We start from the raw sequence: 12,058 nt of genomic DNA, 5'->3' as shown, positions 1-12,058 counted from the left end.
CACGGGAAGGTGATCATGCCGGACAGCCCCCTCAGGCCCAGCTCGCTGATCAGTACGGTCTACGGGGCCTTCGTGCGCGGGAGCGGCGGCTGGATCTCCGTCGCCGACCTGATCACGCTCATGTCGGAGCTCGGCGTGGAGAGCCAGGCCGTGCGCTCGGCCATCTCCCGGCTCAAGAAGAAGGGCGTTCTCGAACCGGAGCGCCGCGGCGCCACCGGGTACCGGCTCAGCCCGGCCGTCCACCCCGTCTTCGACGCCGGTGACCGGCGCATCTTCGCCAGCCTCGAACCGGCGGACCTGGCGGACGGCTGGGCCATGGCGGTCTTCTCCGTCCCGGAGTCCGAACGCTCCCACCGCTACCAGCTGCGCACCAGGCTGACCTGGCTCGGCTTCGGCAACATCGCCCCCGGCGTGTGGCTGGCGCCGGGCCGGCTCCTGGAGGACGCGCGCGACATGCTCGTCCGGCTCGGGCTCAGCGAGTACGTCCACCTGTTCGCCGCCGCCGACTACGCCGCGTTCAGCGACCTGCCGGAGGCGGTGAGCTCCTGGTGGGACTTCCCCGCGATCCAGGCCCAGTACGCCACCTTCACCGGGTCGTACGCGCCGGTCGCGGCGAAGCTCGCCCGGCAGGACGGCATCGACGCCGCCGAGGCCTTCCGCCACTACGTGCCGATGCTCACCGAGTGGCGCCGGCTGCCCTATCTCGATCCGGGCCTGCCCGCCGAGCTGCTCCCCGCGGACTGGAACGCCGTGGGTGCCCGGCAGGTCTTCCAGCAGCTCCACGAGATCCTGGCGGGGCCGGGCCTGCGGCACGTACAGGACGTGACGGGGCCGAAGGGCGGCGGGAAAGCCTAGGGGGTGTCTTGCCGATCAGGCCGGACCGATGCTCCGGAGGGCTGGTCAGCGCTTGCCTCGAAGGCGCATGAGTATTCCGCGGGCCTGATCCCGCTTCCGCGGGTCGGACGCCGCACGCCGCACCGAGGCGATCGTCCGCTGCCCCTGCGGGGTACGGCTGAACTGCTTGATCTTTGCGAATAGTCCGGACATCAAACCCTCCCGGTGTGGCCCACTGTGACGCTCCGTCGTGTGCCCCGGAACCCTCTCCCCAATCGGGCGGACGGAAAGTCGTCGCGCGCGGCGCGTGGTGGGGCGGCCCCGACGACTCGCGGCCGTCAACATCAACCGGTTCGACGTGGCCGAGGCCGAGGAGGAAGCCGGGGCCGCATGGCGGCGAGGTGGAGCCTGAGGGAGCGCTCCCTCAGGAGGATTCCCGGACCACCAGGTCGTTCGGCATGACCACCCGCTCCCGGGAGCCGCCCTCGATCAGGCCCAGGAGCAGCCGCACCGTGGCCCTGGCCTGGTCGGCCATGGGACTGCGCACCGAGGTGAGGGCGGGGACGGTGTAGGAGGCCGCCTCTATGTCGTCGAAGCCGACGACGGCCACGTCCTCGGGGACCCGCAGGCCCACCTGCCGCAGGGTGCGCAGGGCGCCGATGGCCATCAGGTCGTTGGCCGCGAACACCGCGTCCAGTTCCGGGTCGTCCTCCAGCAGCTGCCGCATCGCCTCGGCTCCGGAGGCCCGGGTGAAATCGCCCAGCGCCACGATGGACCGGCGGTCGGTGCCGCGCAGGGCGGCGCGGTATCCGTCGAGGCGCTCGCGGGCCTCGAAGAGGTCCAGCGGTCCGGTGATGGTGGCGATCCGGCGCCGGCCCCGTTCCAGGAGGTGGCGTACGGCGAGCGCGGCGCCGGCGGCGTTGTCCAGTTCCACGTACGGCACGTCCGGGGCGCAGGTGCGGTTGAACGAGGCGACCGGCAGGCCCGTCCTGGCCAGGGCGGCGGGCAGGGGGTCCGTACCGTGCAGGGCGACGAGCATGACGCCGTCCACGTGTCCGCCGGCCACGTACTCCTCGACCCGCGCCCGGCTCCGGTCGGATTCGGCGAGCATGAGCACGCCCTGTTTTCCGGCGGCCTCCAGTTCCCGGCTGACGGCGCGGACCACGGTGGAGAAGAGGGGGTCGTCGGAGACGACGCCCTGGGGCGGATCGGAGACGACCACGGCCACCGCGTCGGTCCGGCGGGTGACCAGGTTGCGGGCGGCGGCGTTGGGAACGTAGCCCAGTTCGCGCACGGCCCGCATGACTACTTCACGGATCTCGGGCGCGACCGTGGCCTCCCCGTTGACTACACGGGAGACGCTCGACCGGGACACGCCTGCCCGGGCGGCGACCACTTCCAGCGTGGGTCTTCTCATTGCGGCCCGTTCCGTTCGGCGGGCGCGCCGCCGGGTCGGACGGACGGTCCGCGGGGAGCGTTCTCCGGCGATGGTGGCCCGGAGCCTGATCGACTGTCAACCGTCCCTGTTTCTCTGTGGATTACCCGCGTCGGGAGACAGGCGATCACCCGCCCGGGATCCTCCCTGGTCAGCACGGATCACCTCGGGGTGGGCAAGCACGGAGAGAGCGCTCCATCAGTGGACGAACCGATGTCGTCCGTGTATCCACCCCATGACGGGACACCTTGACAGTCCTGGGGGGCCGCCCCATCCTCACCCCTCAGGGAGCGCTCCCTCGCTCCCTCGCTCCCTCGCCCTTCCGCTCCACTCCCTCCCCCCTCGTGGTCCCTCGTGGTCCCTCGCTTCCAGGAGCCGCCGTGCCTCCGTCGCTACGCCGCCTCGGCTTACTCTTCGCCGTCGCGTTCACCCTGCTCACCTTCAGCACCGTCCCCGCCTCCCCCGCCCGCGCCGCCGAATCCCTGCTGTCGCAGGGCCGGTCCGTCACCGTCTCCGGCAGCGAGCCCGGCTACAGCCCCGCGAGCGCCGTCGACGGGAACGGCGGCACCCGCTGGTCCAGCGCCTTCGCGGACCCGCAGTGGATCCAGGTGGACCTGGGGTCCTCGGCCACGATCAGCCGGGTCTCCCTCGTCTGGGAGGCCGCGTACGCCAAGGCCTTCCAGATCCAGGTGTCGGACGACGCCGCGAACTGGACCACGCTCTACGGGACGACCGCCGGCGCCGGCGGCACCCAGAACCTGACCGTCGCCGGAACCGGCCGCTACGTCCGGATGTACGGGACCCAGCGCGCCACCGGATACGGCTACTCCCTCTGGGAGTTCCAGGTCTACGGCGCCCCCGGCACCGGTGGCGGCGGCGACGCCCTCCTCTCGTACGGCAGGACGGGCGCGGCCTCCTCCTCGCAGGCCGACGGGAACTGCTGGGAGTGCACCCCAGCCAGGGCCTTCGACCGCGACCCCGCCTCCCGTTGGGCGACCAGCCCCACCACAGGCTGGACGGATCCCGGCTGGATATCCGTGGACCTCGGCGCCCCCGCGCAGATCAGCAAGGTGGTCCTCCAGTGGGACCCGGCCTACGCGAAGTCCTTCCAGATCCAGGTCTCCCCGGACGGGAACACCTGGACCCCCGTCTACTCCACCACGGCGGGCACGGGCTTCAAGCAGACCCTGACCGTCTCGGGATCCGGGCGGTACGTGCGGATGTACGGCACCGAGCGCGCGACCCCGTACGGATACTCCCTGTGGGAGTTCCAGGTGTACGGCACCGGCGGCGCGCCGGTGACTCCCCCGCCGCTCCCGCCGGACCCCGCGAACCCGCCGAGGCTGGTGTGGAGCGACGAGTTCGACGGCGCCGCGGCCGGCAAGCCCGACCCGGCCAAGTGGCGGGCGGATCCGGGCACCGGGCAGAACGGCGAGCTGCAGTACTACACCGACCACCAGAACGCCGCGACGGACGGCGCCGGCCACCTCGTCATGGAGGCCCGCAAGCAGGCCACTCCCGGCAAGGGCTGCCCGCCCGACCCGCTGACCGGCAGCACCACCTGCCAGTACACCTCGGCGCGGATGAACACCGGGGCCACGTTCCAGTTCACCTACGGGCGCGTCGAGGCCCGGATCAAGGTGCCCAAGGGCAACGGGCTGTGGCCGGCGTTCTGGATGATGGGCGGCGACTTCCTGACCGGGCGGCCGTGGCCGTACAACGGCGAGGTCGACATCATGGAGGTCCTCGGCAAGGACGTGAAGACCTCGTACTCCACCGTCCACGCCCCCGCCTACAACGGCGGCGGCGGGATCGGCGGCCCGTACAAGCTGCCTGGGGACGCGGACTTCTCCGACGACTACCACGTCTGGGCCGCCGACTGGAACAGCAAGGGCATCGTCTACAGCCTGGACGGGCGGACCGTCTTCACCCTCGACAAGGAGCAGGTGGAGCGCTCCCGCGGGCCGTGGGTCTTCGACCACCCCTCGTACATGATCCTCAACCTCGCGGTGGGCGGTGACTGGCCCGGTCCGACGGACGCCACCACGCCGTTCCCCGCCCGGATGCTCGTCGACTACGTGCGCGTCTACCAGTGACCGGCAGCGGGGCTGCCCGGTCCGCCCGCTCCTCCACCGCGCAGCCCCCTGCCACCTGCCCCTTCCTCCGCTCCTCCGCTCCTCCGCTCCTCCGTTCTTTCCTCCCCCCACCTCACCGGCAGGCAAGGAATCGTCATGCGAAAACCCCGGTTCACACTCCATGCCCTCCTGGCGGGCGCCCTGGCCACCGTCCTGGCCGCGAGCCTCGGCGCCACGGTGACCAGCGCGCCCGCCCGGGCCGCGGACACCGTGCTCGTGCAGGCCGAGTCGTACGCGGCCCAGTCCGGCGTACAGCTCGAAACGACCGGCGACACCGGCGGCGGCCAGAACGCCGCGTACCTGGCCAACGGCGACTGGATGCGCTTCGACAACATCGACCTGGGCGCCTCCGGCCCGCTGAGCGTCTCGGCCCGGGTGGCCTCGGCGGTCGGCGGACCCGGCGCCGTCGAGCTGCGCACCGGGTCCGTGACGGGCCCGCTGCTCGCGCAGTTCGAGATCACCGCCACCGGCGGCTGGCAGAGCTGGTCGACCCGGACCGCCGACGTGGCCACCCATCCCGCGGGCCCGCAAACGGTCTTCGCGGTCCTGCGCGGCAGCGGGGCCGGGGACTTCGTGAACATCAACTGGTTCTCGTTCGCGGCCGGTTCCTCGCCGGGCTGGGTGAAGGTCGACCAGGCGAAGTGGGACGCCCAACTGGCCGGGTTCCGGGCGATGACGCCCGCGCCGGTGCCCGCGAACGCGGTTCGGGTACCGGAGTTCAACGCCACCTGCGTCTACAGCCATTCCAAGCCCGACGACCCGATCGTGGCCCCGGGCCTGCCGGGGGCGTCCCACATGCACAGCTTCTTCGGCAACCGCAGCACGGACGCCTTCAGCACGGCGGAGTCCCTGGCCTCGCACACCGCGACGAGCTGCACCCCCGCCAAGGACCTTTCCAGCTACTGGATTCCGACCCTCTACGACCACGGCAGGGCCGTGGAACCCGAAGGCATGATCGTCTACTACGGCTCCCGGCTGCCCGACCCCACGGCGACGGTGCCGTTCCCCCAGGGATTCCGGATGATCGCGGGCAACGCCAAGTCCCAGGTGCCCACTCCGGCCGGCTCCGTGAACCAGTTCTGGTGCGCGGGCGAGGGCGGCGTGACCGGCCGCAGCGCCGACGGCAACTGGCCGGTCTGCGCGCCGACCGCGAAGCTCGTGTACCAGCTCGTCTTCCCGGACTGCTGGGACGGCAAGCACCTCGACAGCCCCGACCACAAGTCGCACGTCTCCTTCACCACGGTCGGCGGCAAGTGTTCCGGCGCCTATCCCGTGGCCATCCCCTCGGTCTCCTTCGTGATCGGCTACCCGACCAGTGGCAGCCCGGACGGACTCACGCTGTCCTCGGGCATGGCCTCCTCCATCCACGGCGACTTCTTCAACGCCTGGGAGGACGCGGCCCTGGGCCAGCGCGTGAAGGACTGCGTCGTGCAGAGCGCCAAGTGCAACTCCGCCGGTACGTTCTGACCCGGCGGCCCGCGTGGGCCCTGCTCGCGGCGCTCCTGGTCACCGGCTGCACCGCGCAGCCGGTGGCCGGGACGCCGCGGGCAGTGGCCGGGACGCCGCGGGCGGCGGCCTTCAACTCCACCGACATCGCCTGGATACAGCTCATGATCCCCATGGACGAGCGGGCCCGCCTGCTCACGGACCTGGCGCCGGGACGGGCCGGGGATCCGGCGCTGGCCCGGTTCGCGCAGCGGGCGGCGGACCGGCGGCAGGCCGAACTGGGGCGGCTGCGCGAGCTCCTGGCCCGGTCCGGGGCGCCCGACGCCCGTCCGCACGAGGGGCACGACATGCCGGGCATGGTGTCCGCCGACACCCTGCGCGGGGCGGGAGCGCTCTCCGGGGAGGAATTCGACCGGGTCTTCGCCGCCGCGCTGCGCGCCCACCTCACCCAGTCTGTGCTGCTCTGCGGGGGTGAGCGCGCCTCGGGCGGCGCCGGGGAGGCGCGGGAGCTCGCCGGGGAGCTGGAGAAGGGCGGCTCGGAGGAGCTCGCCCTGCTCGACGCGGCACGCTCCGGCAAAAGTTGAGAATTGTTCACTTTCCATTGACAGGGCGGGTCCGGGGACCCGAAAGTGCCGTGAACGTCCCCGATCGAAGCGAGTCCGCATGCCCGCGCCCGTACCGCCCGCGTCACCCACGCCCTCCGCACCGCCCGCGTCACCCACGCCTTCCGCACCGCCCGCGCCCCGTTTCCCGCCCGCGCCCCGTTTCCCGGCCGGGTTCCGCTGGGGGGTCTCCGCCTCCGCCTTCCAGATCGAGGGCTCCCCGACCGCCGACGGCCGGGGGCCCTCCTCCTGGGACGCCTTCACCAGGGAGGAGGGCCGGGTCAAGGACGGCTCGCACGCGGAGGTGGCCACCGACCACTACCGCCGCTACCGCGAGGACGTGGCCCTGATGGGCGGTCTGGGCGTGGACGCCTACCGGTTCTCCGTCTCCTGGTCCCGGGTCCTGCCCGAGGGACACGGGACCGTCAACCGGGCCGGCCTGGACTTCTACGACCGGCTCGTCGACGAGCTGTGCGCCGCGGGGATCGATCCGGTGCCCACCCTCTTCCACTGGGACACCCCGCTCGCCCTGGAGGAGCGGGGCGGCTGGCTGGAGCGCGACACCGCCGAACGGTTCGCGGCGTACGCCTCGGTGGTCGCGGAGCGGCTCGCCGACCGCGTGCCCATGTGGATCACCATCAACGAGCCCGCGGAGGTGACCCTCCTCGGCTACGGCCTCGGCGAACACGCCCCGGGCAAGCAGCTCGTCTTCGACGCCCTGCCCGCCGCCCACCACCAGCTCCTGGCCCACGGTCTGGGCGTACAGGCCCTGCGCGCGGCCGGCGCCCGTCACATCGGCATAGCCGCCTCGCACAGCCCGGTGTGGGCCGCCGGCGAGAGCGAGGAGGACCGGGCCGCCGCCGCGCTGTACGACACCCTGACCAACCGCCTCTTCGCGGACCCGATCCTGACCGGCGCCTATCCGGACGGCCTGGAGTCCCTTCTGCCCGGACCGGTGGCCGAGGACCTCAAGGCGATCTCGGCGCCGCTGGACTGGTACGGGGTCAACTACTACAACCCGATGCTCGTCGGCGCCCCCACCCCGGCCGGGACCTCCGCCTTCGGCGGGATCGAGATCCCCTCCGGCCTCCCCTTCGGCTTCCGGGAGATCGAGGGGTACGAGCGCACCGACTTCGACTGGCCGGTGGTCCCGGACGGCCTGCGCGAACTGCTCGCCACCCTGCGCGAGCGCTACGGCGACCGGCTGCCGCCGCTGTACATCACCGAGAACGGCTGCTCGTACGGGGACGGGCCGGATCCGGGCACGGGCCGGATCGAGGACGCCCGCAGGATCGCCTACCACGAGGGCCACGTGCGCGCCCTGCACGAGGCGATCGCCGAAGGGGCCGACGTGCGCGGCTACTTCATCTGGTCGATCCTCGACAACTTCGAATGGGCGGAGGGCTACCGGCAGCGGTTCGGCCTGGTCCACGTCGACTACGAGACCCTCGCCCGGACCCCCAAGGAGTCGTACGCCTGGTACCGCGACCTGATCAAGAGCGGCAGATGACCGCCGGGCCGAAGACCTCGGCGCGGGAGGAGACCGCCGTGCCGCCCGGCGGCCGGTGGGTGAGTGCGCTGTCCCTCGCCAACCTCGGGGTGTGGGTGGGCTGGTTCGGCCCGCTCCAGCTGCTGCTGGCCCGTCAGGCCGAGCAACTCACCCCGGACCACAAGGCGTCCACCCTCGCTCTGGTGACGGGCCTGGGCGCGGCCGTCTCGATGGTCGCCAATCCCGTCTTCGGAGCGCTGTCCGACCGTACGACGGCGCGCGCGGGCCGCCGCATCCCCTGGGTGGTCGCCGGGGTGACGGGCGGGGCGGCCGGCCTGGTGGTCCTCGGGCTCGCGCAGAGCCTCGCCGTGGTGATCGCCGGCTGGTGCCTGGTGCAGCTCGCCCTCAACGCCGCCTTCGCCGCCCTCACCGCGGCGGTCCCCGACCAGGTCCCGGCCCGGCAGCGCGGACTGGTGGGCGGCTGGCTCGGCGTCTCCCAGGTGATCGGCATCCTGGTGGGCACGGCGCTGGCCACGGTCGCGGGCGGGATCACCGCCGGCTACCTGGCCTGCGCGGCCTTCTCGGTGCTCGCGGCCGTGCCGTACGTCCTGATGCGGCGGGACTCGGTGCTCGCCCCCGCCGCCCGGCCGGTCTTCCGGTGGCGCGGCTTCCTGGCCGGGTTCTGGATCGACCCGCGCCGCCATCCCGACTTCGGCTGGGCCTGGCTGACCCGCTTCCTGATGAACCTCTCGTACTCGATCAGCACCATGTACCTGCTCTACTACCTCACCGACGCCGTGCACTACCGGGGCGACGCGGACACCGGCGTCCTGATCCTCACGGCGCTCAACGCCCTCACCCTGCTCTCCACCGTGGTGATCAGCGGCATCCGGTCCGACCGCAGCGGCCGCCGGAAGTCCTACGTCATCCGGTCGGGGCTCGTCATCGCCGCGGCCACGCTGCTGCTCGCCGTCTGGCAGACCTGGACCGGCGCGGTCGTCGCCTCGCTCGTCCTGGGCCTCGGCTTCGGCGTCTACACGGCGGTGGACTTCGCCCTGCTCACGGACGTGCTGCCGACCGCCGAGGACCGGGGCAAGGACCTGGGCGTCATCAACATCGCCAACGCGCTGCCGCAGGTGCTGGCCCCGGTGATCGCGGCCCCGGTGGTCACCCACCTCGGCGGGTACACGGCCCTGTACGCACTGGCGGGAGCACTGGCGCTGGCGGGATCGCTGCTGGTCAGGCGGATCCGCTCGGTTCCGTAGCCCTCCGCGGCCCCCAGTAGCCCTCCGTATCGTGAGACCCGGCACATTTCTCACCCTTTTGGTCCGATTTAGACCAAACTTGGGTGGTTCGGTTTCCGAAGCGACAGGGAGAGACATGCGACGCCCCCACGGCCGTACCGCCACCACGCGGATCGCCCTGATATCGGCCGGCACGGCCGCCGTGCTCGGCCTCGGCGGCCTCACCGCCGGCTCCGCGGCAGCAACGGGCACGCCCGCCCCGGACCGGACCACCGGTCCCGCGGCGGCCGCCCCGGCAACCTCCCCGGCGACCGCCCCGACAGCCGCCGGGCAGCAGGTCCTCTCCACCTTCACCGTCGCCTATCCCGCCGCGCCCTACCGCACCCACAACATCGCGCGCGCCGTGGAGCTGATCAACGGCGCCGTCGTCGAGCAGGGCGACATCTGGAGCTTCAACCAGGCGGTGGGCGAGCGGACCAAGGAGAACGGCTTCGTCGACGGCATCATGATCAACGACGGCCGCTACGTGAAATCCCCCGGCGGCGGAGTCTCCGCGGTCGCGACGACCATGTACAACGCCATGTTCTTCGCGGGCCTGAAGCCGGTGGAGCACGGGGCGCACTCCTTCTACATCGAGCGGTACCCGGAAGGCCGCGAGGCCACCGTCGCCTGGGGCACCCTCGACCTGCGCTGGCAGAACGACTCGGGGCACCCCGTGACCGTCCGGGCCTCGTCCACTCCCGATTCGGTGACCGTCACCCTGCTCGGCACGAAGCAGTACGACGACGTACGCGCGACCAAGGGCCCCCGCACCCACATCACGCCGCCGGTGAAGCGCACCGTCACCGGCCCCACCTGCGAGCCGCAGACCCCGCTGGAGGGGTTCGACGTCTCCGTGGACCGCGTCTTCGTCCGGGGCGGCCACGAGGTCGGCCGCGAGACCTTCCGTACGCACTACACCCCGCGCGACGAGATCGTCTGCGCTCCGGAATCCCCCACGGCCACTCCGGGCGGGAGCCCGTCGGACTCCCCCGGGACCCCGTCCGCGGCGCCCGGGACGCCGGCCGCACCCTCGGCACCGGGCACCTCCACCACGCCCGGCGCGACCACCGCCCCCACCCCCTCCGGCACCGCAGCGGCGCCCACGCCTAGGGCGTGATCAGGATCTTGCCGCGCGCTTCGCCCCGGTGGAGCCGGTCGATGGCCTCGGGGGCCTCGGCGAGCGGGCAGGTGAGGTGGACGGCCGGCGACAGGGTGCCGTCCTCGACGTACCCCCGCAGCACCTCCAGGTCGGCCTGACGTTCGGCGGACATGAACCCTTTGAGTCCGTGGCGGACGAAGGGGTTGAGCAGCGCGGCCCACAGGACCCGGCCCATGCCGCCCAGCCAGGGGCCGCCGCCCTCGCCGCCGATGATCACGAGCGTCCCGCGCGGGGTCAGGGCCCGCCGGAGGGCGGACAGGGGGCGGTTGCCCGCGGTGTCCAGGATGAGGTCGTAGCGGCGCACGCCGTCCGTGAACTCCTCGCGGGTGTAGTCGATGACCTCGTCCGCGCCGAGCCCCCGCACCAGCTCCGTCTTCGTGGTGCTGCAGACTCCGGTGACGTGCGCCCCGTACGCCTTGGCCAGCTGGACCGCGAAGGTGCCGACCCCGCCCGCGGCGCCGATGATCAGGACCCGCTGCCCCGGCCGTACGCGCCCGGCGTCGCGCAGTGCCTGGAGGGCGGTGAGCCCGGAGATCGGGAGGGCCGCCGCCTCGGCCAGGAGCAGCCCCGAGGGCCCGTGCGCCAGTTTGTCCTGCCGGGCGGTCGCGTACTGCGCGAAGGATCCCTCGCAGATGCCGAACACCTCGTCGCCGACCCCGAAGGCGCTCACCCCCTCGCCGACCGCCTCGATCCGCCCGGAGACCTCCCGGCCGCGTACGGGAACCTTGGGCGCGCGCAGCCCGTATCCGAGGAGCCGCAGCAGGTAGGGCTTGCCGCTCATGAGGTGCCAGACCCCCGCGTCCAGACCGGCGGCCCGGACCGCTATGAGCACCTCCCCCTGGCCCGGTAGCGGCGTTTCGATGTCCCTGAGCTCCAACACCTCGCTGGAGCCGTACGCGTCCTGCACGATCGCCTTCACGGCGCCGTCCCTTCCTGATCTCCGTATAGGAATACCTGTTCGAGCGGTACCGTGAAGACGCGGGCGATCCTGAAGGCCGTCTCCAGCGAGGGCGAGTAGCGGCCCTTCTCGATGGCGATGACGGTCTGGCGGGTCACGCCGATGCGCTCCGCCAGCTCGGCCTGTGTCATTTCCCCGGCCTCGAAGCGCAGGATCCTGATCCGGTTCGTGATGCCGGTCGGCTTCACCACGACTGGAACCCCCGGCGGTAGGCGGCGAGCTTGACGGCCGAGCCGAACACCGCCGAGAGGACGAAGCCCAGGTAGAGGGCGTTCGAGATCCAGAAGCGGTCCGCACCGGCCATCGAGAGGATCAGCGCGGCCACGGCGCCGATGGCGAGGAAGGACTGCCCGGCGTGCTCGCCGATGCGGCCGATCTCCTTGTCCCGCTGGTCCTTGACGTCGGCCTCGCCGGGCTTGGTCACCGCCACCGCGATGTTGAGGAGGATCGCGGCTGCGATGGCCCCGCCGACCGTCCAGAGCAGCGGAGTGACGTACGGGACCTCCGTGAGGGGGGTCCCGTCGCCCGACCGGCCCAGGACGATGGCCAGGTAGACCGCGTACCCGACGATCGCGACCACCCCCATGATCCATGCGCGCTTCTCCTCGAAGGCCACGACCGCACCCGCTCCCGTGTAAAAGAACTTTGACATCACGAAGGTAAAAGAACCCATACCTCGTGTCAACAATTTCTTACATCCGCCTTCATGGGCGC

The 12,058-nt window shown here is 72.1% G+C and carries 11 protein-coding genes and 1 pseudogene; 8 read left to right on the top strand and 4 right to left on the bottom strand.

The annotated features are described in order from the left end of the window. Positions 1–15 precede the first annotated feature (15 nt). Together OG730_RS38745 and OG730_RS44400 are read left to right on the top strand one after the other, a co-directional pair. Entirely contained in the window at positions 16–855 is an 840-nt protein-coding gene (locus OG730_RS38745) for a PaaX family transcriptional regulator (protein WP_327308684.1), read from the top strand. Positions 856–1,121: 266 nt separating this feature from the next. Next, a pseudogene (locus tag OG730_RS44400) lies at positions 1,122–1,222 on the top strand (GNAT family N-acetyltransferase); the annotation flags it as partial. A gap of 36 nt (positions 1,223–1,258) precedes the next feature. Here the strand turns inward: OG730_RS44400 and OG730_RS38740 are convergent. Then, positions 1,259–2,251 carry a LacI family DNA-binding transcriptional regulator gene (locus OG730_RS38740; RefSeq protein ID WP_327308683.1) on the bottom strand — a complete coding sequence of 331 codons (993 nt, stop codon included), beginning with the start codon at positions 2,249–2,251 and terminating at the stop codon, positions 1,259–1,261. A 398-nt stretch (positions 2,252–2,649) separates the two neighbouring features. On the opposite strand from OG730_RS38740, the gene OG730_RS38735 reads away from it, so the two are divergent. The 6 genes from OG730_RS38735 (at position 2,650) to OG730_RS38710 (ending at position 10,344) form a co-directional block, all read left to right on the top strand. Continuing rightward, positions 2,650–4,365, top strand: coding sequence for a discoidin domain-containing protein (locus OG730_RS38735; protein WP_442815149.1), 1,716 nt, complete (start codon positions 2,650–2,652; stop codon positions 4,363–4,365). 135 nt (positions 4,366–4,500) lie between these two features. Then, a complete protein-coding gene (locus OG730_RS38730) occupies positions 4,501–5,871 on the top strand; it encodes a DUF1996 domain-containing protein (RefSeq protein WP_327308682.1) in 1,371 nt (456 codons plus the stop codon). Beyond that, positions 5,847–6,434, top strand: a complete 588-nt coding sequence (locus OG730_RS38725; protein ID WP_327308681.1) for a DUF305 domain-containing protein — start codon at positions 5,847–5,849, stop codon at positions 6,432–6,434. Before OG730_RS38730 ends, OG730_RS38725 begins: the two co-directional genes overlap by 25 nt. 79 nt (positions 6,435–6,513) lie before the next feature. Beyond that, complete coding sequence (locus OG730_RS38720) at positions 6,514–7,962, top strand: GH1 family beta-glucosidase (RefSeq protein ID WP_327308680.1); 1,449 nt, start codon at positions 6,514–6,516, stop codon at positions 7,960–7,962. Further along, positions 7,959–9,206 carry an MFS transporter gene (locus OG730_RS38715; RefSeq protein WP_327308679.1) on the top strand — a complete coding sequence of 416 codons (1,248 nt, stop codon included), beginning with the start codon at positions 7,959–7,961 and terminating at the stop codon, positions 9,204–9,206. The genes OG730_RS38720 and OG730_RS38715 overlap by 4 nt, the downstream gene beginning before the upstream one ends. Before the next feature lie 115 nt (positions 9,207–9,321). Beyond that, the gene (locus OG730_RS38710; RefSeq protein ID WP_442815148.1) at positions 9,322–10,344 is read left to right on the top strand and encodes a VanW family protein; all 1,023 of its coding nucleotides are present in this window, start codon (positions 9,322–9,324) and stop codon (positions 10,342–10,344) included. On the opposite strand, the gene OG730_RS38705 is transcribed toward OG730_RS38710, so the two are convergent. From OG730_RS38705 to OG730_RS38695, 3 genes are read right to left on the bottom strand one after another with little or no spacing between them, the layout of a single operon-like run. Beyond that, a complete protein-coding gene (locus OG730_RS38705) occupies positions 10,334–11,305 on the bottom strand; it encodes an NAD(P)-dependent alcohol dehydrogenase (RefSeq protein ID WP_327308678.1) in 972 nt (323 codons plus the stop codon). The two genes, OG730_RS38710 and OG730_RS38705, sit on opposite strands and share 11 nt — an antisense overlap. Continuing rightward, positions 11,302–11,535 (bottom strand): helix-turn-helix transcriptional regulator, encoded by a 234-nt coding sequence (locus OG730_RS38700; RefSeq protein ID WP_327308677.1) that lies wholly within the window; start codon positions 11,533–11,535, stop codon positions 11,302–11,304. Before OG730_RS38700 ends, OG730_RS38705 begins: the two co-directional genes overlap by 4 nt. Next, entirely contained in the window at positions 11,529–11,996 is a 468-nt protein-coding gene (locus OG730_RS38695; protein WP_327308676.1) for a hypothetical protein, read from the bottom strand. The genes OG730_RS38700 and OG730_RS38695 overlap by 7 nt, the downstream gene beginning before the upstream one ends. Positions 11,997–12,058: the final 62 nt, after the last annotated feature.

The sequence above is a fragment of the Streptomyces sp. NBC_01298 genome, from assembly GCF_035978755.1.
In the GTDB taxonomy this organism is placed as follows: domain Bacteria; phylum Actinomycetota; class Actinomycetes; order Streptomycetales; family Streptomycetaceae; genus Streptomyces.
Note: the sequence above shows the minus strand (reverse complement) of the source record. Positions and strands in the feature narration are given on the sequence as shown.

Bases quoted from the DNA above. Each gene is read 5' to 3' on its own strand.
- OG730_RS38745 (WP_327308684.1), top strand. From the start codon at position 16: ATGCCGGACAGCCCCCTCAGGCCCAGCTCGCTGATCAGTACGGTCTAC.
- OG730_RS38740 (WP_327308683.1), bottom strand. From the start codon at position 2,251: ATGAGAAGACCCACGCTGGAAGTGGTCGCCGCCCGGGCAGGCGTGTCC.
- OG730_RS38730 (WP_327308682.1), top strand. From the start codon at position 4,501: ATGCGAAAACCCCGGTTCACACTCCATGCCCTCCTGGCGGGCGCCCTG.
- OG730_RS38720 (WP_327308680.1), top strand. From the start codon at position 6,514: ATGCCCGCGCCCGTACCGCCCGCGTCACCCACGCCCTCCGCACCGCCC.
- OG730_RS38715 (WP_327308679.1), top strand. From the start codon at position 7,959: ATGACCGCCGGGCCGAAGACCTCGGCGCGGGAGGAGACCGCCGTGCCG.
- OG730_RS38710 (WP_442815148.1), top strand. From the start codon at position 9,322: ATGCGACGCCCCCACGGCCGTACCGCCACCACGCGGATCGCCCTGATA.
- OG730_RS38695 (WP_327308676.1), bottom strand. From the start codon at position 11,996: ATGTCAAAGTTCTTTTACACGGGAGCGGGTGCGGTCGTGGCCTTCGAG.